This is a genomic window from Sulfitobacter sp. S190, assembly GCF_025141935.1.
In the GTDB taxonomy this organism is placed as follows: domain Bacteria; phylum Pseudomonadota; class Alphaproteobacteria; order Rhodobacterales; family Rhodobacteraceae; genus Sulfitobacter.
This window is the reverse complement of the sequence record NZ_CP081120.1, coordinates 1,603,827-1,626,250: the sequence shown is the minus strand read 5'-3', so window position 1 is coordinate 1,626,250 and position 22,424 is coordinate 1,603,827. Positions and strand designations below refer to the sequence as shown.

General features: G+C 59.0%; 15 protein-coding genes. 7 read left to right on the top strand and 8 right to left on the bottom strand.

Annotated elements, in window-relative coordinates:
• Nucleotides 1-6 precede the first annotated feature (6 nt).
• On the bottom strand, nucleotides 7-1,620 hold the full coding sequence (locus tag K3756_RS08255) for a murein L,D-transpeptidase (protein ID WP_259993190.1): 1,614 nt from the start codon (nucleotides 1,618-1,620) through the stop codon (nucleotides 7-9).
• A 342-nt stretch (nucleotides 1,621-1,962) separates the two neighbouring features.
• On the opposite strand from K3756_RS08255, the gene K3756_RS08250 reads away from it, so the two are divergent.
• Nucleotides 1,963-2,532, top strand: a complete 570-nt coding sequence (locus K3756_RS08250) for a DUF882 domain-containing protein (protein WP_259993181.1) — start codon at nucleotides 1,963-1,965, stop codon at nucleotides 2,530-2,532.
• Nucleotides 2,533-2,592: 60 nt separating this feature from the next.
• On the opposite strand, the gene K3756_RS08245 is transcribed toward K3756_RS08250, so the two are convergent.
• Together K3756_RS08245 and K3756_RS08240 are read right to left on the bottom strand one after the other, a co-directional pair.
• The gene (locus tag K3756_RS08245; protein WP_259993179.1) at nucleotides 2,593-3,894 is read right to left on the bottom strand and encodes a GH1 family beta-glucosidase; all 1,302 of its coding nucleotides are present in this window, start codon (nucleotides 3,892-3,894) and stop codon (nucleotides 2,593-2,595) included.
• Nucleotides 3,891-4,922: a substrate-binding domain-containing protein gene (locus K3756_RS08240; RefSeq protein WP_259993167.1), complete on the bottom strand. Its 1,032-nt coding sequence runs from the start codon at nucleotides 4,920-4,922 to the stop codon at nucleotides 3,891-3,893. The genes K3756_RS08245 and K3756_RS08240 overlap by 4 nt, the downstream gene beginning before the upstream one ends.
• Before the next feature lie 166 nt (nucleotides 4,923-5,088).
• On the opposite strand from K3756_RS08240, the gene K3756_RS08235 reads away from it, so the two are divergent.
• From K3756_RS08235 to K3756_RS08210, 6 genes are all read left to right on the top strand, one after another.
• Nucleotides 5,089-6,435: an ABC transporter substrate-binding protein gene (locus K3756_RS08235; RefSeq protein WP_259993157.1), complete on the top strand. Its 1,347-nt coding sequence runs from the start codon at nucleotides 5,089-5,091 to the stop codon at nucleotides 6,433-6,435.
• 73 nt (nucleotides 6,436-6,508) lie between these two features.
• Nucleotides 6,509-7,705 carry a carbohydrate ABC transporter permease gene (locus K3756_RS08230; RefSeq protein ID WP_259993155.1) on the top strand — a complete coding sequence of 399 codons (1,197 nt, stop codon included), beginning with the start codon at nucleotides 6,509-6,511 and terminating at the stop codon, nucleotides 7,703-7,705.
• Nucleotide 7,706: 1 nt separating this feature from the next.
• Nucleotides 7,707-8,924 (top strand): carbohydrate ABC transporter permease, encoded by a 1,218-nt coding sequence (locus K3756_RS08225; protein WP_259993153.1) that lies wholly within the window; start codon nucleotides 7,707-7,709, stop codon nucleotides 8,922-8,924.
• A gap of 1 nt (nucleotide 8,925) precedes the next feature.
• Nucleotides 8,926-10,569 carry an alpha-amylase family glycosyl hydrolase gene (locus K3756_RS08220; RefSeq protein ID WP_259993151.1) on the top strand — a complete coding sequence of 548 codons (1,644 nt, stop codon included), beginning with the start codon at nucleotides 8,926-8,928 and terminating at the stop codon, nucleotides 10,567-10,569.
• Nucleotides 10,562-11,575, top strand: coding sequence for an ABC transporter ATP-binding protein (locus tag K3756_RS08215; protein ID WP_311201707.1), 1,014 nt, complete (start codon nucleotides 10,562-10,564; stop codon nucleotides 11,573-11,575). Before K3756_RS08220 ends, K3756_RS08215 begins: the two co-directional genes overlap by 8 nt.
• A 205-nt stretch (nucleotides 11,576-11,780) precedes the next feature.
• Nucleotides 11,781-13,580 (top strand): NAD(P)/FAD-dependent oxidoreductase, encoded by a 1,800-nt coding sequence (locus tag K3756_RS08210; RefSeq protein ID WP_259993141.1) that lies wholly within the window; start codon nucleotides 11,781-11,783, stop codon nucleotides 13,578-13,580.
• Between the two features lie 60 nt (nucleotides 13,581-13,640).
• Here K3756_RS08210 and K3756_RS08205 read toward each other — a convergent pair whose 3' ends face one another.
• The 5 genes from K3756_RS08205 to K3756_RS08185 all read right to left on the bottom strand — a co-directional run bounded on the left by K3756_RS08205 (nucleotide 13,641) and on the right by K3756_RS08185 (nucleotide 22,179).
• Nucleotides 13,641-15,326 (bottom strand): FAD-dependent oxidoreductase, encoded by a 1,686-nt coding sequence (locus tag K3756_RS08205; protein WP_259993139.1) that lies wholly within the window; start codon nucleotides 15,324-15,326, stop codon nucleotides 13,641-13,643.
• 65 nt (nucleotides 15,327-15,391) lie between these two features.
• A complete protein-coding gene (locus tag K3756_RS08200; RefSeq protein ID WP_259993127.1) occupies nucleotides 15,392-16,006 on the bottom strand; it encodes a ferric reductase-like transmembrane domain-containing protein in 615 nt (204 codons plus the stop codon).
• Nucleotides 16,007-16,018: 12 nt separating this feature from the next.
• Nucleotides 16,019-16,501: a twin-arginine translocation pathway signal gene (locus K3756_RS08195; RefSeq protein WP_259993116.1), complete on the bottom strand. Its 483-nt coding sequence runs from the start codon at nucleotides 16,499-16,501 to the stop codon at nucleotides 16,019-16,021.
• A 204-nt stretch (nucleotides 16,502-16,705) separates the two neighbouring features.
• On the bottom strand, nucleotides 16,706-21,118 hold the full coding sequence (locus K3756_RS08190; RefSeq protein ID WP_259993114.1) for a DUF4214 domain-containing protein: 4,413 nt from the start codon (nucleotides 21,116-21,118) through the stop codon (nucleotides 16,706-16,708).
• 539 nt (nucleotides 21,119-21,657) lie between these two features.
• A complete protein-coding gene (locus K3756_RS08185) occupies nucleotides 21,658-22,179 on the bottom strand; it encodes a GNAT family N-acetyltransferase (RefSeq protein ID WP_259993112.1) in 522 nt (173 codons plus the stop codon).
• Nucleotides 22,180-22,424: the final 245 nt, after the last annotated feature.

Genomic DNA, 22,424 nt, shown 5'->3' with positions numbered 1-22,424 from the left:
GCTGATTTAGCCCTGAACGCCGCCCAATTCCACCCCTGCCTTCTGCAGTGCGTTCCAGATAAGCGCATCTCGGCCGTACACATCACGGCGGAAATTGAGATTGCCCCGCGCATCGGTAAAGGCAGTTCTGTAGATGATGTGCACCGGCACCGGCGCCTTCAGATTTACACGGCTTTCCGATCCGGTGCGCAACTTGCCCTGAAAGAACGCCTTGGGATCAGCCTCCTGCTTGGCCAGCAGCGCATAGGCGAAATCAAACGGGTCATTGAGCCGGATGCAGCCGTGGCTGAAAGCTCTGACATCGCGGCTGAACAGCGATTTGGCGGGCGTGTCATGCAAGTAGATATTGTACTTGTTCGGGAACATGAATTTCACCAGCCCCAAAGCATTCGATTTACTGGGCGGCTGACGCATCGAATATGGAAAATTGCGGGCCGTGAACCGCGAAAAGTTCTGGTTGCGGCTAACAACGCGGCCCCGCCTATCGGTGATCTGGATATGGCGGACAGCATTCGGGTTGCGGCGCAACGCGGGCAGATATTCGTTCACCACGATCGAACGTGGCACATACCAGCTTGGATTGATGACCATATGGCTCATCATGTCAGAGAATTCGGGCGTGGGCCTGTCCTCGCGATTTGCCCCCACCACCGAGCGGGTCTCGAAGGTGACGCGCCCGTCGTCAACGACCTTGGCGGTAAAATCAGGAATATTCACAAGAATATGGCGCTGGCCGCGATCGCGGTTCAACCAACGCTCCCGCTCCATCGCGACAATGACCGATTTCAGCCGCGCTTCGGGACCGATGTTGATTTGCCTGAGCGTCTCGCCGCCTGCTACGCCATCAATTTCCAGACCGTGGGCCCGCTGAAACGCCTCCACCGCAGTTTTCATTTCGGCGTCAAAGCTGCGGGCATTGGATCGGCGCAGGTATCCCATCGCCATCAACCGGTTGCGCAAAGCCAAAACGTCTGCCCCGGTTGCACCAAGGGCGATCTTTTCCGCGTTGACCGTCGGCCCCCAGCCGCCGCGTTGTGCGACCTCTTGCAGGATCAGCTTTTGCTTCATCAATGCGCTGTATTCGATGGTGCGCGGGGCCAGATCGCGCAGGTAAGCGGTCGGCTCGGATGTCTTGAGCCCGCTGATCAAGGCCACCGGATCGGCATAGGTGACTTCACGTTTGATGGCGCTGACCACACGCCCCGGCGTCAAGGCGCCGCTTTGCACATCGCGGGCATATTGCAAGAACGCCTTGGTCAGCGCGACCTCGACAACTCCTCGATCCCGCGGGCTGCGTGCGGACGCCATTTGCCGTTCGAGCTTTGCCACATCGTAGCGGGCCACCGGAAGCCCGTGATGCCCGGCCATCCGCAGCGCCTGCAGCAATGCGGCGCGCCTCGCCCGGTGTTCTTCGGTATCGCCTGTCCAGATGCCCTCGAAATTCTGCGTTCTGTAGAAAGACGCGATCGCGTCATCTTCCGCGCCTGTCTCCGCGACGGCCTGTTTGAAAGCAGTCACCTGCGCGTGGGCGGCGCCGGAGACCCCGAAACCCGCAATTCCGAGCGCGAGCGCCAAGACGAACGCGCGAGACGTTGAGCGCGAGGTCGATAAGTTGAACATGTTTGGCTCCGGCAACTAGAACATACGGCTCTTGAATGTTTCCCCTGCGGCATCGGGGAAGTCCACTCACGTTTTGGTATCAGGCGCGATTTCCAACTGAAATGATGCGGTTAAACCATCACCCTGCCGCGCGGGTTCCATGGCTGTGGAAAAAATGCGCAAGAAATTGCCTAAAATTGCCGGTATTTGGAACCAAATTGATTCAAGGGTTGGTTCACCTTTTCCGCTATGCAATAAAAATCGCGCATCTGGGGAGACGCAAACCGTCCGCGTAACATCGCGGGCACAACTGGCAGAAGACTCAGGCACGCTCACCACATTGGGCAGAAACGGGACAGACATATGACAGGCTCTAGCACTTCGGGGATGACCCGACGCGGCGTCCTTGGCGCGTTCGCAGCAACTGCAGTCACAGCAGCACCTACTTTCGCAAATGCAGCAGGCTTCCTGCGCGGTGCCGGCGACATTCGCCGCATCAAGATGTATTCCGGTCGCACGGGCGAGCGGATCGACATGATCTACTGGATCGAAGGAAACTACATCAAGGACGCCGTCCGCGAGGTGAATTTCTTCATGCGCGACTGGCGGACCAACGATGTGAAAAACATGGACCTGCGTACGGTCGACATTATGGCCGCGGCGCATAATCTGCTCGATGCGGACGAACCGTACATGCTGTTGTCCGGCTATCGCAGCCCCAAGACAAACGCGATGTTGCGCAGCCGCTCGCGCGGTGTCGCTAAGAATTCTCTGCACATGCGTGGGCAGGCCGCCGACTTGCGGCTCGGTTCGCGCTCGGTCAGTCAGGTGGCCAAGGCAGCCGCGGTCTGCCGTGGGGGTGGCGTCGGTCGCTACTCGGGTTCCAACTTCGTGCACATGGATTGCGGCACGGTTCGCACCTGGGGCCGCTAGACCCTCCCGACAATCGATAAAAACAAGCGCCCTGCCAGGGCGCTTTTTTGTTTGGCAGTGCTAGCGCAAGTTCTGGAAGAACCGGAAAGACTCTTTCGGCGTACGGGTCTGCGTGTCGTAATCGACATGAACCAGACCAAATCGTTCGGAATAGCCGAACGCCCATTCAAAATTGTCGAGCAAGGACCACGCAAAGTACCCTTTCAATGGCACGCCTGCGTCCCGCGCGGCCAGCGCTGCAGCGAGGTGATCGCGAAAATATCCGACCCTCTGCGCATCGTCGACACCGCCATCCGCCACCTTGTCGTGCAGCGCCATGCCGTTTTCCGTCACATATAGCGGCAGATTACCAGTATAGTCGCGATGCATCCGTTCGAGAAAATACTGCAGGCCTTCGGGATAAACTTCCCAGCCCATGGATGTTTTCGGCAGTGGCCCAATTTGCGTCTGTCCAAACGGAAAAATGCCGGTTCCGTCATCGGCATGAATGCTTCTCGTGTAATAATTCAGGCCCATCCAGTCGAGCGGCTGCGCGATGGTCTGCATCTGGTCTTGCCAGCCCACGGGCATGTGCGGTTCAAGATGCTCGAGGATATCTGATGGATATGCGCCCTTTGTCAGCGCCTCTATGAACCAGCGGTTATATATGCCGTCAAAAATCGCCGCTGCATGGCGGTCCGCCTCCCGGTCTGTCGCAGGTGCGGCGTATTCCATGTTCAGAACGATGCCGATGTCCTTGCGCCCCAGATCACGCAGCGCGGCGGCCCCGAGACCGTGAGCGTAAAGAATATTGTGCATGGCTTTGGCCGCGGCAGAGAGATCGCGTTTGCCCGGCGCGTGGTGGCCCAGAAAATGCGATAGCCACGCGACACACCAAGGCTCGTTCACTGTCGCCACACTCGCCAGCCGATCGCCCAAACGATCGGAGACATGCGCACAGTAATCCGCAAAGTACTTTGCGGTATCCTGATTTTCCCACCCCCCTTTGTCCGCCAAAGCCTGCGGCAGATCCCAGTGGTAAAGCGTGCAATGCGGCTCGATCCCGCGGGCCAGAGCGCCGTCCACAAGTTGATCGTAGAAATCGAGCCCTTCGGCGCGCGGGGCTTCGCGGCCATCACGCTGGATCCTCGGCCAGGCCACGGAAAACCGGTACGCGTCGAAATTGCCATGTGCGATCAGGTCAAGATCTTCGAGCCATTTTTCGTAATGCGCGCAGGCAACGTCGCCGTTTTGCCGCCCGATCGTACCGCCCTGCGCGGCAAAACTGTCCCAGTGGGACGGCCCCACATCGCCGAAGCGCGTGCCCTCGATCTGGTAGGCCGCCGTGGCGACGCCAAGCACAAAATCCTGCGGTATCTTCATTTTGGTGCGGCTCCTGTCGAGCGTCCGATGATCATCTCCGCCTGCCACAGGACCTGCCGCGGCGAACTGTTCGGCGCGTCAATCTGATCTGCGATCATTTCTGCCACCGCCACGCCCGCTTCAAACAAAGAGGAGCGGACGCATGTTACGGTCGGAATGGCCGCACCGGTTCCGAAAAAACCGAAAGCGTCATCAAACGTCAGCAGTGAGATATCCTGCCCCAAAACCTTGTCCGCCTCGAAACAAGCACGTTGCACACCTGACGCGATCAGCTTGGACGACGTCAATATCGCTGTCGGCGGCGCATTCATTGCCAGCAGTTTCTGCGCCGCGTCATAGCCATAGGCTTCGGACATGTCATCGGCAAAACACAGGTCGTCATCGACCTCCAGACCGGCCCGCGCCATCGCGGTTTCAAAACCTTTCCGGCGGAGCATGGCAAAGTTCATGAACTCCAGACCATTGACCAAAGCGATACGTCGGTGGCCCAGATCAATAAGATGTTGTGTTGCTCTCTGGAAAGCGTCTTCGTTGTCGACGTCGACCCAGCTGTAACTCTTGTCCTGCACCGCATCGCCGCCCGTCCGACCGTGCACAACAAACGGCATACCCATATCGTTCAGAAGCGCGATACGCGGATCTTCGACCAGCGGCCCTTGCAGGACGAATCCGTCAACGCGGCGGGCCGTGGCCAAACGCGAAAATGCTGCCAGTTCATCGTCCTTGTCGGCGATGGTCATGACAATATCCAAACCGCGGCGTGCGTAGCCCTGCCCCGCACCTGCGATAAAGTCCGAAAAGTGCGGATTGATCATGCGGTGATGGCCCAGCGGAATGATGTGGCCAATGGCCCCCGCCTTTCCCGTCGCGAGCCCCCGCGCCGTGTGGCTTGGTGCATAGTTGAAGGCACTTGCGGCTTCCGACACCCGTTTGCGGGTGGCTTCGGACACCTCGGGATAGCCGTTCAGCGCGCGGCTGACCGTGGTGGGTGACAAACCCAGATGGCTGGCGAGGTCTTTAAGGTTCACTTGATCGATTTCCAAACCGCTTTGGCAAACCCTAGGGCCATCGCGCCGCGTGTTTCAAGAGATATTCCCCATTAACCCGTAAATTCAGTTGACAGGCTCCTTGGAAAATTGTCACGTTGGCGAGGAAATCCAAAGCGCTTTGGATTGCATTCTGGGAGGAACAACCATGAAAACATCACTGAAACTATTGTCTACGGCAAGTGTTCTGACGCTTGGCACGGGAATCGCGGCCTTTGCGGACGGCCATGCGGATGCACGCTGCGCGGCTGGCGAACTGGGTCTGGGCGATTTTGCGGGTCAGACAGTGACCATCGCGGGCCCTTGGGAAGGTACCGACGAAGAGCTGGTTAACAACGTCATCGACTGCTTCGAGACGTCCACAGGTGCGACCGTTGAATACGCCGGTTCGGGCGAATTCGAACAGCTGATCGTCACCGACGTTCGTGCAGGCTCCGCGCCGAACATCGCGGTATTCCCACAACCGGGTCTGGCCGCTGATCTGGCCGCCGAAGGTGGCTTGGTGCCCCTAAAGCAGGACATCGCGGGCTGGATGGCCGAAAACTACGGTGCGGGTCAATCCTGGGCCGATCTGGGTACGTATGCAGACGAGAACGGCCAAGAGCAGTTCTATGCCTTTGCCTATAAGGCGGATGTGAAATCGCTTGTCTGGTACAAGCCGGAAACATTTGAGGATGCCGGTTACGAAGTGCCTGAAACCATGGAAGAGCTGATCGCCCTGTCCGACCAGATTGTCGCGGACGGCGGCACACCATGGTGCCTCGGCATCGAATCCGGCGGTGCGACCGGTTGGACAGCGACCGACTGGATGGAAGACATCATGCTGCGCACCACGTCGCCCGAGAACTACGACAAGTGGGTGACGAACGATCTGGCCTTCAACAGCGACGAAGTCAAAGCAGCCATGGACGTGTTTGGCTCCATCGCCAAAAACGACGCCTACGTAGCGGGTGGTGCCGACAGTGTGGCCTCCACTTTCTTTGGTGACAGCCCCAAGGGTCTCTTCACCACACCTCCTCAGTGCTTCATGCACCGTCAGGCGTCCTTCATCCCTGCGTTCTTCCCAGACAAGGGTGAAGAAGTATCCGAAGGCGAAGCAGACTTCTTCTACTTCCCGCCCTTCGCGTCCAACCCGGATCTGGGCAAGCCCGTTCTTGGTGGCGGCACACTTTGGGCCATGACGAACGAAAGCGATGCAACCCACGCGTTCTTCGAGTTCCTCAAGCAGCCGGTGGCGCACGAAATCTGGATGGCACAGACCGGCTTCCTGACACCTCACAAGGGGGTGGACACCAGCGCATACGCCAATGACAGCCTGCGCAAAATGGGTGAAATCCTTGCCGGTGCCGACACGTTCCGCTTTGACGCATCCGACCTGATGCCAGGTGCCATCGGCGCCGGTGCATTCTGGACCGAGATGACTGCCTTTACCCAAGGCCAGGACACCGCAACCACAGCCGACAACATCCAGTCGGCTTGGGACGCGATCAAGTAACCAGTTCCCTTTGTTACGATAACAACGACACGCGCGAGATTTTTCGCGCGTGTCCTCACAGGTGAGGTGCGCCATGATCAAAGTCCCAACATCCGAAATCCTGTCGAAACTGGCCATGATCGTGATCACCATGATCATCCTGCTGCCAGCGACCGGTGCGGCATTGTTTGCCGTGACATCATATCTGACCGATTTTGCCGTCTGGGCCCTGCCCTTTGACAGCGATCTGGTCACCAAGGTTGTTTACGCCCTGCGCGCCATCGTGATCGCGCTTCTGCTGAGCTTTATGTACTTCTGGCTCTCATCATGGATGAACGGCTGGTTGTCAGCGGGCAGCGATCCACGCGGTTTGGCCGTTCAGGACGCGGTGCAACCCTGGCTGTTCATCATTCCCGCGCTGGCGCTCTTGACGCTGTTCCTGATCTATCCCGCGATCGAGACATTCCGGTTAAGCCTGACAAACGACACGCCTCTGCTCGATGCGGCCGGAAATCAGGTGCTGAACGCCGCAGGCCAACCGATGAGCGAGAGCGGGTTCGTAGGGTTCTCCAACTACCTGTTCATCTTCCAGTCCGAAAACTTCTGGCTCGCCATCCGCAACTCGATCCTGTGGCTGACCGTCGTGCCGACGCTTTGCATCTTTTTCGGGATGTTGATCGCGGTGCTGGCCGATAACGTGCGCTGGGGCACATTTGCCAAATCACTGATCTTTGTGCCAATGGCGATCTCCTTTGTCGGCGCCGCCGTGATCTGGCGCAACATCTACGCCGACGGTGGCACCGAGACACACCAGATCGGTCTGCTCAACGCGCTGCTGAAGCCGTTCGGCACGGAGCCTCGGTTCTGGTACGAGATGCAGTTCTGGGGCAACTTTTTCATGATGGGCATTCTGGTCTGGATCCAGACGGGTTTTGCCATGGTCATCTTCTCCGCCGCTCTGCGCTCGGTTCCGCAAGAAACGCTTGAAGCTGCCGAAATGGATGGTGCCACGCCCACGCAGACGTTCTTCAAGATCACGCTTCCGCAAATCTACTCAACGGTTGTGGTGGTATGGACCACGCTCACGATCCTTGTGTTGAAGGTCTTCGATATCCCCTTCGCGCTAACCGCCAACAAGCCGGACAAGCTGCTGCTTGCCACATACATGGAGCAGACGCGCAATTCGCAGCGTGAACCGGAACTGGCTGCAGCCATCGCCGTCATTCTGATGCTGGTCATCGTGCCGATCATGCTCTTCAACCTCTACCGCCAGCGCAAAGAGGAGGCGTAACATGGGACGCAAAGCACTCCTGACTGCCATCTTGCTGGTCATCGTGATGATCTGGGTGGTGCCTTTCGCAGGCCTGCTTCTGACATCGGCACGGTCGACCAAGCATGCCAATGAAACCGGTTTCTGGCGCTCTATCGTGTCGAACGAAATCGGCTACAGCTTCAAGACCAAAGGCAGCGATGCCCTGGTCCAGGAAGGCGATGTATGGGTTATCCGTGGCAACATCATCGATGACCGCAACGCCGAAGAAGCCGCGGATGCCGCCGAAGACGGTGACATCGCGCAACCCCCGATCCGCGGCGAAGTCGTGCGCTTCGGCGCAAGTGCGACAAACCCAGATGCCGCACAACCCGGTGAAACAATCGATATCCGCGATGGTAATTTCACCCTGCAGGCCAATGGCGATTACGAATGGGTCTTTGACGAGGAATACACCCGCGGCGGCAAGACGATCGGCGTTCGGATCAACCATCCGCCGACCTTTGGGCTGCAAAACTATAAACGGGCCTTTGCCGATGGCAGGATCACCAATTCGCTGATCAACAGCTTTATCGTCACGATCCCTGCAACGGTCATACCTGTGATGATCGCGGCCTTCGCGGCCTATGCCTTCAGCTGGTTGCGGTTCCCGGGCAGAGATGTCCTGCTGGCGGTCGTGATCGCACTTCTGGTCGTGCCGTTGCAGTTGGCCTTCATTCCGGTGTTGTCGATGTTCACCTCCGTGGCTGATTGGGCCGGTGACCTACAGGCCGCGCTCGGCTTATGCGAGGGGCAGGACTGTGATGTCTCGGGCAAGAGTTTCAGCGGGCTTTGGCTTGCCCACACGGCGTTTGGCCTGCCACTGGCGATCTACCTGCTGCGCAACTACATTGCCAACCTGCCCGGCGAGCTGATCGAAAGCGCACGGCTGGACGGCGCCACTCATTTGCAGATTTTCACAAAGCTGGTGTTGCCCCTGTCGATGCCGGCCCTCGCGTCCTACGGGATTTTCCAGTTCCTGTGGGTCTGGAACGATCTGCTGGTGGCTCTGATCCTTGGTCCGTCCAGTGACCTTGTGCTGCCTATCGAAATCCAGAAACAAATCGGTACCTACAAGTCCGAGTTGGAGCGGCTCAACGCGTCTGCCTTCATCTCGATGGTTGTACCACTCATCGTATTCATCTCGCTCCAGCGCTACTTCGTACGTGGTCTGTTGGCGGGATCGGTTAAAGGGGGCTGACATGACAGCGCTTGAAGACAAAAAATGGTGGCGCGGCGGGGTGATCTACCAGATCTATCCACGCTCGTTCCAGGACAGTGACGGCGACGGCCTGGGCGATCTGCGCGGCATCACCCAACGGCTTGACCACATTGCCTCGCTCGGGGTGGATGCCATCTGGATTTCACCCTTCTTCAAATCTCCGATGAAGGACTTCGGATACGACGTGTCGGACTATTGCGACATTGATCCGCTGTTCGGCAATCTGGCGGATTTCGATGCGATGATTGCACGGGCGCACGAGTTGGGCCTGAAGATCATGATCGATCTGGTTCTGTCGCACACATCGGATCAGCATCCTTGGTTCCAGGCCAGCCGGCAGGATTGCACCAACGATATGGCGGATGCCTATGTCTGGGCCGATCCAAAGCCCGACGGAACGCCGCCCAACAACTGGTTGTCGATCTTCGGCGGCTCCGCCTGGGAGTGGGAGCCGAAGCGCCGCCAGTACTATCTGCACAACTTCCTGACGTCGCAGCCGGATCTGAACTTCCACAATGTGGATGTGCAGGACCGGTTGCTGGATGTTGCCCGGTTCTGGCTCGACCGGGGTGTTGACGGCTTCCGGCTGGATACCATCAACTTCTACTTCCACGACCGTCAACTGCGCGACAACCCCGCCCTGCCCGTCGAACAGCGCAATGCGTCCATTGCGCCCGAGGTGAACCCCTACAATCACCAAGAGCACCTTTATGACAAGAACCAGCCCGAGAATATCGCATTCCTAGAGCGGCTGCGGGCACTGATGGACCAATACGACGATCGCGCAGCGGTTGGCGAAGTGGGCGATGCGCAAATCGGCCTCGAGCTCGTGGCGCAATACACCAAGGGCGATAAGCGCGTGCACATGTGCTACGCCTTCGACTTCCTGAGCCCCGAAAAGCTGCGCGCTGACAAGACGGCACAAGTGCTGAGCCTGTTCAAACAAAAAGCCCCCGACGGCTGGCAATGCTGGGCGCTCAGCAATCACGATGTCCAGCGTCATGCCTCCAGACTGGCGTCGGGGACACTCGCCGCGCAGGAACAGCGGATGCAGGCCGCTTTCCTTTTGTCTTTGCCGGGGTCGGCCTGCGTGTATCAGGGCGAAGAGCTTGGCCTGCGCGAAGCCGACGTTCCCTTCGAGGCGCTGCAGGATCCGTATGGCATTACCTTCTGGCCCGAATTCAAGGGCCGCGACGGATGCCGTACGCCGATGGTCTGGTCTGATGCGGCGAACGCGGGCTTTACCGTGGGCGATCCGTGGTTGCCGATCAGTGCAGAGCACGCTGCCGCCAACGTAAACGTGCAAGAAGCACAGGACGACAGTTTGCTGAAATTCTACCGCGATTTCATCGACCTGCGCCGGAATACGCGCGCGCTTTATGACGGGGACGGCACCGGTTTTCACGCGGATGGCGATCTGTTGACCATCGACCGCGCGTCAGCCGACAGCCGCGTGCGCTGTATCTTCAATTTCAGTGACGCCGCGCAGGAAGTCAGCCTGCCCGACGGGGCCAATGTCCTGAAATCAACCTACGAATGGCCCGCCGCCCCAGCCAACGACACCACGATGCTGCCGCCAAAATCGGCCTGGATCGTCAGCCTGAACGAGGAAGCCCATGTCTAATCTCTCGCTGCGTGACATCAACAAACTTTACGGTTCGACCCATGTGATGCACGATGTATCGCTGGAAATCGAAAAAGGGGAGTTCACCGTTTTCGTCGGCCCTTCGGGCTGCGGCAAGTCGACTTTGCTTCGCATGATTGCAGGTCTGGAGAGCATCTCTTCGGGGGAGCTTTATATCGGCGATCAGCTCATGAACGCGATGCCGTCTTCCAAGCGCGGAATCGCCATGGTGTTCCAGTCCTACGCGCTTTATCCGCATATGTCGGTGTTCGAGAATATGGCGTTCAGCTTGCGTATCGCAAAGACACCCAATGACATCGTTAAGGAGAAGGTCACGAACGCGGCCCGCATCCTGCAGCTGGAAGAATATCTCGACCGCCTGCCCAAGGCGCTCTCTGGCGGTCAGCGCCAGCGGGTTGCTATTGGCCGGGCCATCGTACGCGAACCGTCCGTGTTCCTCTTTGACGAACCGCTGTCGAACCTCGACGCGGAACTGCGCGTCCGCACGCGGATCGAGATCGCCAAGCTCAAGGAATCGATGCCCGACACGACGATGATCTACGTCACCCACGACCAGGTGGAAGCGATGACATTGGCGGACAAGATTGTCGTGCTGCGTGCCGGCCGTGTCGAACAGGTTGGCGCGCCGATGACCCTTTATAACGAGCCGATCAACCAGTTCGTCGCAGGCTTTATCGGCAGCCCGCAGATGAACTTCTTTGACGGAGATGATCTGGCATCGGGGCCCGCGTCGCATGTGACTGGCATTCGTCCGGAACACATGGTCGAAGTCACCGAAAACCCGATGGTGAGCGGAACGCTCGATCTGGTCGAGCAGATGGGGGAATATGTGCTTGTTCACATGCTCACATCCAAAGGCACGCGCTTTACAGCAAAGATGCCGCACAAACCGACGCAGAAGATCGGTGAGACGATACATTTCTCCCCGAAAGGTGACAGCGCGCACCGGTTCGATGCCCAATCTGGGCTGCGACTGGTCGATTGATCCACGAAAGCGTCAGGCACTGCAAAGGGCGGTCCCGTTCGGGTCGCCCTTTTTGCTTTTGACGCTTTGCCACTCGAGTGCGCGCGCAGAAAAGCTGACCCAACGGCAAGATGTTGCCGACGGGTGGCGGCCTGCTGCCAGCTGTCTTCGAAAATCGCGTATTGCGGGTACTCTTTCGGGCACAGCATCCGAGGGAGGACACCGCATGCTCGATACGACCCTGACCACCGAGACCCAGAATTTTCTTGATGATTTTTCACAAGTGCTCGCCGCGGGCGATGCGCACAAGGCCGCCGAGATGTTTTTGGAGGACAGCTATTGGCGCGATCTGGTTGCGATGACTTGGAACATCAAGACGGTCGAGGGGCGTGAGGAGATCGAGGCAATGCTGCAAAGCCAGCTGACCCACGCCAAGCCCGCGAAATTCGAGGTTCAGGCGGGTGAACCGGCGACCGAAGACGCGGGCGTCACGACGGCATGGATTACCTTCGAGACGGCTCAGGGGCGCGGATGGGGTTTGATCCGTTTGAAGGACGGGAAAATCTGGACGCTGCTGACCGCGCTTCAGGAACTCAAGGGCCACGAAGAGCCGCAAGGGCACGGGCGCCCCATGGGAGCAGAACACGGTGCCGAAAAGGACCGCAAGACATGGCAGGAAGAACGCGAACACGAAGCTGCGACGCTCGGCTATGAACGACAGCCCTATACCGTCATCATCGGCGGAGGTCAGGGGGGCATCGCACTTGGCGCGCGGCTGCGGCAGTTGGGTGTCCCGACGATCATTATCGAAAAGAACGACCGTCCCGGGGATAGCTGGCGCAAGCGCTACAAGTCGTTGTGCCTGCACGATCCGGTTTGGTACGACCACCTGCCTTATATCAAATTTCCCGACAATTGGCCCGTTTTCGCCCCAAAGGACAAAATCGGCGACTGGCTGGAGATGTACACGAAGGTGATGGAGCTGAACTACTGGACGCGGTCAGAGGTGACGTCCGCCCGCTTTGACGCCGACAGCGGCACCTGGACGGTCAAAGTCAATCGCGACGGGGGAGAGGTCACGTTGCACCCTACACAGCTGGTTCTTGCGACCGGCATGTCCGGCAAGGCAAACATCCCCGAGTTTCCCGACCAGAACAAGTTTCAGGGTACGATACAGCATTCGTCGCAGCACGACGGACCCGATGCGTGGGAGGGCAAGAAATGTGTGGTGATCGGATCAAATAATTCGGCCCACGATATCTGTGCTGCGCTTTGGGAACACGGTGCCGATGTCACGATGTTACAGCGCTCTTCGACCCATATCGTGCGGTCCGACACGCTGATGGAGATCGGTCTAGGCGCACTTTACAGTCAGGAAGCCGTCGATGCGGGAATGACGACGGAAAAGGCGGACATGATCTTTGCCTCCCTTCCCTACCGTATCCTGCACGAATTCCAGATCCCGCTGTACCAGCAGATGCGCGAGCGGGATACCGCGTTTTATCAAGGCCTCGAAAAGGCCGGGTTTCAGCTGGATTTCGGCGACGACGACAGTGGCTTGTTCATGAAATACCTGCGCCGCGGCTCTGGCTACTACATCGACGTGGGCGCCAGCCAGCTCATCATCGATGGTCAAGTCAAACTGGTGCAGGGGCAAATGCGCGCATACAGCGAGACCGGCGTCATTCTCGAAGACGGAACCGAGCTTGATGCCGATCTGGTTGTGTTGGCCACCGGATACGGATCGATGAATGGCTGGGCTGCCGATCTGATCAGCCAGAGCGTGGCGGACAAGGTCGGCAAAGTGTGGGGGCTGGGTTCTGAGACCACAAAGGATCCGGGCCCGTGGGAAGGCGAGCAGCGCAATATGTGGAAGCCGACACAACAGCAGAACCTATGGTTCCACGGTGGCAATCTTCACCAATCGCGCCACTACTCGCTCTATCTCGCGCTACAGATCAAGGCGCGGCAGGAAGGTCTTGATACCCCTGTATACGGGTTGCAGGACGTGCATCACACCGCCTGACAAGGAACGGCTGCGCTGCATATTGCCACGCGGGGCAGCCGCACCTCGGTAGGGCGTCAATCAGCCGTGTCTGTCAGGAAATACCTCGGCCAGATACTGGTGCACGTCGCTGATACACACCGATCCCTCACCGACGCCGGACGCGACCCGTTTGACCGATCCGGAGCGCACATCACCTACGGCAAAGACACCCGGCGCAGATGTAGCAAAGGGCGATCCGCTGTCGCTCTGCGCCGCCTTTCCGGTTTTGACAAAGCCCTTTTCGTCGAGATCGACACAATCACCCATCCAACCGGTGTTCGGGACAGCACCGATCATGACAAAAACGTTGGGCACATCACGTTTCTCCATGTCGCCCGTCTGGTTGTTGACCAATGTCACCTGCTCCAGCATCCGGTCGCCATGTACCGCGCACAGCTCGGTATGTGTATGCAAGGTAATACGCTCCGAGCGATCGATACGCTGAACAAGGTAGTCCGACATGCTGTCGGCCAGCCCGCTGCCGCGCACAAGGACATGCACGTGCGACGCGTGTGACGACAAGAACACCGCCGCCTGCCCCGCTGAATTACCGCCGCCGATTACAATCGCTTCGCTGCCTGCGCAAAACTGCGCTTCGAGGGCTGTTGCCGCGTAATGGATGCCCTGCCCCTCGAACGCCTCGTATCCGTCGATTGACGGCGTGCGGTACGTCGCGCCACAGGCCAGAATGACGGCACGCGCGCTGACCGACTGCCCACCCTCGACCTCGATCTTGAAAATTTTGCTGGTATCTTCCTCGATCGCCGTCGCGCCGCGCGCGATCGCAAAGGTCGCGCCGAATTTCTGACCCTGTATCCATGCCCGCCCCGCCAATGCCTGCCCCGAAATTCCCGTGGGAAATCCGAGATAGTTTTCGATCTTGGAGCTTGTGCCCGCTTGCCCGCCCGGTGCCTCTGCCTCGATCACGATCGTGTCCAGTGCTTCGGACGCGCCGTAGACGCACGCCGAAAGCCCCGACGGGCCTGCTCCCACTACCGCAAGATCATAGACATGATCGGCCTCCAGCTCCTCGGTAAGACCCAAGGCATCGGCGAGATCAGGGGTTGAAGGGTTGTGGAAGGCGCAGCCGTCCGGTGTGCAGACGATAGGCAGCGCACCACCTTGCTGCTCCACGATCCTGTCCCCTTCGACGGTGCCGGGTTCTTCAAGCGAAAGCGGATAGCCGTTGCGCGACAAAAAGCGCGTGATGCGAATGACATCGCGGTCATTCTTGGGCCCGACGATGGTCACGCCAGCCTCTGAATGGACGATAAAGGCAGTGCGGCGCAGGATAAATGCCCGCATGATGATCTCGCCGATATCCTGTTCGGTGCTCGACATACGCCGAAATTCGTCGCGGTTGAGCCGGAGCAGCGTACTGTCGGCGCCTGTACGCCCGTCGACCAGAATTTTCCGTTTGTTGAACAGGTCCAACTCACCCGTGAACTGGTGTCTGCCGTGCGTAGTGATGACGCTTTCTTCCCCGTCAGGTGTTTTGTCAATGATTTCGACATTGCCTTCGAGGATCAGGAAGAAATCGACACCGCGCTCCCCCCGTTTGAACAGCGCGGCACCTTTTGGCAGCGTATCGATCCGGCCGTAGCCTTTGATGCGAGCAACCTGATCTTCCGTTAGAACGGGAAAGGTTTGGGCCTCGCGGGCATAGGGGTCACTGGAACTTGCTGCCTCGCGTGCAGCCTCAATCACGGTCTCGTCTTCGGCCATCTCATATCCCCCGGCATGTGTCTTTCGCTTGCCACTCAAGATAGCGCATCCGCACGGTGTGCAAGTCACTCCGTCCTTGAATTTGCCCATTTTTGGCGGACGACCCGCCCCCGCTTGATCACGACAACCCAAACGGTCACCGCCCCCAAGGCGATACAGAAACCGATCTTGGTCACCGGCTCCATTGTACCATCGATCAGCGCCGCGTGCATGATCGTCGCCGCGACGATAGTTATTGCCAGTCCCAAGTGCGCACCACGCCAGACCCTGTGACGCAGGCGAAGTCTGAAGAAAGCCAGAAAACCACTGACGAAAATGGCCCACATCGCGATCACACCCCAAACAGAAAATGGTGTCGGTGACCGCAGCAGCAGAGCATCAACAACGTCAGGCGGGGATGTTATGAACAGGCCGAGGATGTGCAGTATTGTGCAGCTCAAAAGCGCAACACCGCTCCATCGGTGCAATGTACGCGCGCTTTGTGCTTTCAGCGGTGGCAATGCGGACACCGCGAGCAGAGGCTGCAGGAGCAGAAGCGCCATTCCGAAGATCCCCGCGAAGCCCGCGCCGATATAGATCTGGTCGCGGTACGCCAGCAGCGGACTTTGTGCGGCGAGGATCACGGGCACAGCAACGACAGTGATCACTGCGCTCCAGCGGGCGATTGCCGTTACAACCACATGGATTTTCCGTCAGAGAGGTTGAAGGACAAAATGGGCCTCAAGCCGCGTGTCATTCCGGTTCTTCATCACCGGTCTCAGAAATACGGTTTCGAAATCACCGCTGTCATAGGCCAGATGGCCGTGCGCTTGACCAAACGCCGGTACGATCTGTGGCATTTCGAGCCGGAAAACGCCGTTTTCGTCAGTCAGTGTGGCTCCGTGACTGGCCCAATCTCGTTCGTGCCCTTCGGTGGTATGTGCCCAGATCTGAATGCGCTGTCCCGCGAGCGGTGTCCCATCCCCCGCCAGTCTCACTGTGCCGGACATCCAGAAACCACCGTTGCCGATGCGCTCAACAATGGGGGCGTCAGGACGATAGTTGTTGGAGCCGCCACGCATGCTCTGTGTTGGTGCAATTCCAGCGGCGCGGGCGGGCAGCCCGATCACTGACGAGGCCGCCGCAGCAGCCGCCGATGTGATCAACTGCCGGCGATTTGGCGCGAATGAAGCCATGCGAAATCCTCCGTAAAGTCGTGAATATTACGCTTTGATGTAGGCACGATCTGCCCGCGTGCCAGTTCGCCAAGTTGATATTGGCGAAGTTCCGCGCCGTAGCCTGCGATTTCGGGGCCGGACCGGTCCGCATGATGAATTTACAGGCAAAAAAAACGCCGGGGCACTGCCCCGGCGTTTCGTACTCGTTAAATGTCAGAGCTCTTACGACATCATTTCCTCGGTGGCGCCGATGCTGATCATGTCATCCGTCAGATCAGCAATCTGGAAGTCCAGCAGCGTGATCCGCACATCGCCATCCGCAAACTGAACGTCGTTGCCAACCTGCGCCATCTCGGCAATCGCATCATCGGCGTCGTCATACCCAAAGCCGTTGAACTCCAGCACATCCCACGCTTCGAAATCACGAACCGTATCGTTGCCAGCGTCTGCTGCGTCGAACACAAAGACGTCCGACAGGATGCCACCGATCAGTTGGTCATCACCTGCACCACCGTCCAGACGGTCGTGCGTGCCGGTGCTGCGCACCCAGTCTTCCAGGTTGTCTTCCGACGACGCTGTCAGTTCCTGGCTCTGTGCAAAGCCCAGAAGCACGTCGGACCGGTTGCTGCCCGCTTCGATGCGGCCGACCCATGCGTCGATCTCGGATTGCTCCGCTTCACGACCCAATGCGTTGGAATAGAGCTCCGACACGAAATCAGCGTTGTTCAGGCCACCATAGAGAGACGTGAACTCGTCGCTTTCCGCAAAGGATTGCGCCACATCTTCCAGCGTACGACCTTCGGACAGGGCATCTGTCCACGCACGGAACCCGGTGACATCCGGATCACGGTCGAATGCGGTCTGGTAGATTCGGAAGACCTCATCGCTCCAGCTCTGCTGGCTGATACGCTCGGCAAAGGAATTGGCAAGACCGTCGGTCGCATTCTGCAGCTCTTCCGAGGCGGCAAAATCAACGGCGACTTCTGCCCGTGTCGCGCCATCAGCCAGCGCATCTGTCCATGCCTGCAAACCCTGCGGGTTTGCATCACGGTTCAGCGCGTTGTTGAACAGTTGCTGCACGAAGCCTTCGTCGTCCAGTGCCCCGAAGCGTGTTGTGAATTCGGTCGATCCGATAAAGCGGTCGGCGACTTCTTCGAGTGTCAGATCACCCTCGAACACACGCGACGCCCATGTGGTGTAGCCTGCATCATACGGCAAACGATCGAAGACGGTCTCGTAAAGGCGCAGAACCGAGTTGGCCTCGTCCAGTGCCGCAGTGGCGACAAAACCGTCACCGTAGAGGATATCGTCACCGTCGTTGCCCGACAGGCCATTGCCCGTGCCGTCACCGATCAGCACGTCATCAAAACGCGACCCTGCAAGGTTCTCGACGCTGACGAACAGATCGCCCTCGGCATCACCCATGCTGTCGAAGCGCGAGCTGAGGTTGGCCTGAACACCCGATGCGGCGTTGATGAAGGTCGCCGTGTCGACACCTGCACCGCCCGAGATAAAGTCGGAACCCGTACCACCGACGAGCGTGTCCATACCACGGCCACCCAGAAGGCTGTCGCCCCCGTCCTGACCGCTCAGCAGGTCGTTGCCGTCGCCACCGTCAAGACGGTCACCAAGGCCCCCACCCGACAGGATGTCATCGCCACCTTCACCGCGCAGCACGTCGATCTTGTCTGTGCCGTTGATCTGGTTGTTGGCCATGTCACCCGTGATGACTTCACCAAAGACAGAGTCGACGTCGGCAAAATCACCCGTTGCGGTTTTCGTGTCTGACACAACCGTTGCGGCAAAACCCGCAACCGCTGCACCCGCAGCCGCCGCCGCGACGCCGTAGCCCGCTTCGGCTTCCGCCTCGGCTTCGACTTCGGTTTCGCTCTCCAGACGCGAGTCGATGCCATCCGGTTCGGACTCGGAACCACCAGCCATATCCATGCTGGCTGCCGAGATATCGAACAGATATGAGATGTCCGCTGGATCATAGGCTTCTGTATAGACCGATACCTCGACAAACACTTCGAACAGGCCTTCGGCTTCGGTCTCGGATTCGTTGTCGAAACCTGCCACATCGGACAGGCCCGCAACAGCAACCGCTGCCGACACGCCACGGCCATCAGGGTCCCATGCGCGCGCAGAGGCAGTCACCCAACCGGCCATGCCGTCTTCGGGAACCGTGATCGTGACCGATGTGTAGGCACCCGCCGCCGCCGCAGTCGCGGCCGCGTTGGTCGTGGCGTCCATGTCGATGACGGCGGAAATACCGTCAAAGCCCGCGGCACCCGCGGCACCCGCGGCGGCACCGGCGTTATAGCCGACCTCGGCTTCGGCTTCGGTTTCCACTTCCACCTCGAGGATCAGCGCCGTCTGGTCAACGGGCTGCGGTGAGAAGCTGCCGATGTTGTCGATGGCTTCGGGACCTGGGCGGTTTGCGTCGTCAAAGACTTGCTCGCCATTGTCTTTCACAGATACGGAGGTCGACGTGGCAGTCGCGGCATCAGCCGTGCGACCGGTGAAGGAATTTAGCGCCGACACAGCCGCCGCACCCGCACCCGCACCCGCGGAGTTGAAGCCCACTTCGGCCTCTGCTTCCACTTCGGCTTCGGCCTCTGCTTCGGTCTCGAAGTTTGATGTCGACGCAATGGACAGGCTGTCGTTGGATCCCGGCACTTGCTCACGGGCACGTGTCGCTTCCTCGGCCTCATCAGCACGCTCCGCGACGCTCGTCACACCGGAGGATACTTCTTCGGCGCGTGTCGTCAGAATACCGCCCAGAGCGACGCCGGACGCCGAGGATGCGTTGCCGATGGCACTGCCGTCGGACGTCAGCTGAAGCGATGGTGTGTCCAGATTGACCTCGGCTTCGACAGATGCCTCCGCTTCGGCCTCGGCTGTTGCCGATGGCTCGTCACGGTTTTCGCTGTCACCGCCGCGGCCCGCGGCGATCTCTTCGGCCAGAGTATCGTTGTTGTCAGAACGGAAGGTCGACTTTTCGACCACGTCATTGGCCCGCGTCAGGCCCGCAGAATTGCCATCCGCAGCCACGACACCGGACGTCGATGTGCTGGCGTTGGCTGTTGCACCATACGCGTTGGAGCCACCGCCGCTTGTTGCGCCTGTTGCGACGGCCGCCGCACCGTTTTCGATCTCCACCTCAACCTCGACCTCGGCCTCCGCCTCGGCTTCGGCCTCGAACAGACCCGTACCAAAGGCACCTCCTTCACGCTCCGGTGTCGCAACGGATGTGTCACCCGGTGTCAGGGTACCGGCAGGCGTCTCGGCGCCGTTCGCGAAATTGCTGTTCGTGACGTCCTGTGGCGGCACTTCGCTCGCGGGCACAATATCGGTAAAGCTGTTCTGGAAGCCGTCGAAGATGTCAGGCGTTTCCTGATCCACCACGCTGGTGATGGCAGCTGTGCCAATGGATGTATCACTGTCGACCGCGACAAAGTTGCCAGCGGCGGCAACACCCGTGATCGCGGCAACGGCTGCGGCTGCGGCACCTGCTTCGGCTTCGACCTCTGCCTCCACTTCGCTCTCGATCTCAATTTCGGCTTCGGTGTCGGACTGCACACTGCCGTCAGACACGCGGTCGCCCTGTACGGCGGCCACACCGTCGCCTTCGTTTTCATCCGCGGGCGGTGTACCTGTGGCAGGGTTTGGTGTGCCTTCATCGGCAGCGTCTGGGGCCTGGTTCGGGGCAGATACGATCCCGTTGGTGTCCGAGACGGAGGACGATGTGCCTGTCGATCCGCTGATCGATGTAGCTGTTTCGTTGCCGGTCAGACCGGCCGTGCCATCGGCGTTCAGGAATGCATCGGAGCCGACGGCCGCAGCAGCAGCAGAAAGACCTGCAGCTGCGCTGACCGATCCGTTTTCGACTTCGACTTCGGCTTCCGCTTCGACTTCGGCTTCCGCTTCTGCTTCGGCACTGAAGATCGATACTTCTGCGTTCTGGTCTCCGCCACTCAGAGGCTCGTCACCGCCAATGGGGCGTGTACCCGCACCGGATGGACCTTCGCTCGTCGTCGCACCGTTCTGGATTTCCTCGGTCGCGCCAACCACGTCAAGCGAGATGGAGGCGGATGTCAGCGTCGATGCAACGGCGTTCGATCCGAACACCGATGCTGCCGCGCTTGTCGCTACGGCGCCGCCCGCGATGCCGTCTTCCGCTTCGCTTTCGATCTCGGTTTCAGCCTCGGCCTCTGCTTCGGCTTCGGTGTTGAATTCCGAACGCTCCTCGGGTGACAGGTTTTCACCGCCTTCGCCGTTCGCGGGCGTCGTGCCGATGATGTCCACGGACGCGCTGCGACCATCAAGAACAGATCCGGTTCCGTTCGGGCCGGAATAGGCGACCGCTGAGATTGTCGCTGAACCGTTTGCCAACTGGACCGGTTCGAAAGCCATCATGCCATCCGCCATCTGCGTCAGCACGAAGTCAGGGCCTTCGACGATCGTCTGTTCGCCATTGATCGTGAACACAACGCTGCCGACGTCTTGTCCAGAATCTACGTTGGGGCCGGCCTGAATGGTAAATTGGCCAAGATCGGATTTCGACAACGTTGTGCCGTTTCCGAATTCGTTGATCCGGTCGCCGGTGTTGGCGTTGATTATCAGCAGCTTCATGGAGGGACACCTTTTGCGAGTAAAAATATACAACCAAAGCCAGCCCGCTCGCTAAAGGTTCCCGAAAAAAGTTCTAAAAGTTTTTGAAATTCTTCCTTTACGCCGGCGATGATCGGCCTAGCGGACAGCGAAATCACGCCATAGTTTAAGACACTGATTTTATTGATAATTGATTCTCCGGATGTCGAATAATCGGAATTCCGCTCACCGTTAAGCAGCGGGAATCGGCAATAAAAAGCCAATGATTATTAGATTTTTCGATTATTCAGCTGTCGCGATCGCGCCGATTTGCCCGCATAGCGCTGTCGTCAAATTCTGCCCAAACCGCCGGCCACGAGCGCTCGAATTTGCCGCAAAAAACAGCCCTGATCACGCCTTCCGCCACCGAAATATTTCTGCCCTCGGTTGTATCTTTTTACATAGTCGGTCGCCCAAAGTGCACGCGGCGACCCGACCAGAGAACAAAATTTATCCGAAATTTTGGCGCTCGGATCACACTGTCATCACGTTCGTTGGTCCGTCGAACCGGACCCCGTTTTTCACGCGATTTGCAGCTTGTGAACCCACACCTCTGCCTCCGGCTCGTGGGGTGCACGGGTGCCATCCGTCGTCGCGCCGAGCCGGGTTGCCACCGCCTTCGAACGCGAGTTTGCGGTGTCGATATAGCTATAAAGCCGATGCAAACCCAGCGCGTCGCGTGCCCACCCCATGACCGCCTGCGCGGCTTCCGTGGCATAGCCATTTCCTTCGGCCCCTTCGAAAAGGTGCCACGCAAGTTCGGTATCGGGCCAGTCCGAATGCCGGATCAATCCGACACGCCCGACCGGGTGCCCGCTGGATCGCACTGTCACTGTAAAGAAGCCGAAGCCGTGCCAGTGCCAATGGCCGATACCGATCATGAAGCCGAACCAAGCCTGTTCCGCAGTGACCGTCTCCCCCTGAGCTTGCAAGGAAGGTGCGCTGGTCATGAACCTTGTGAATACGGGCAGGTCCGCCTGGCAAGGTCCGCGCAAGAGCAGTCGTTCGGTCGTCAACGTCGGCGCGTTGGTTAAATCTGGCATGACGGGTCTCTACCATAATTGCGGTCGATAGAACGACCGTAACACGCTTCGCTTGCTGAAAAAGCCTGCCGCAAACCACCCGCGCCATTTCCCGATCGATGGCAAGCGCCAGGCACAGGCAAGTCCCGTTCGGACGTGTGACTAGCCCGCGAAACCCGCGATGGCGGCAAACCGGTCACACTGTTGCGCTCACCCGAGAATAGAGCAATTGCCTACGACATTCCGTTGTTAATCCGTTCCTTTCA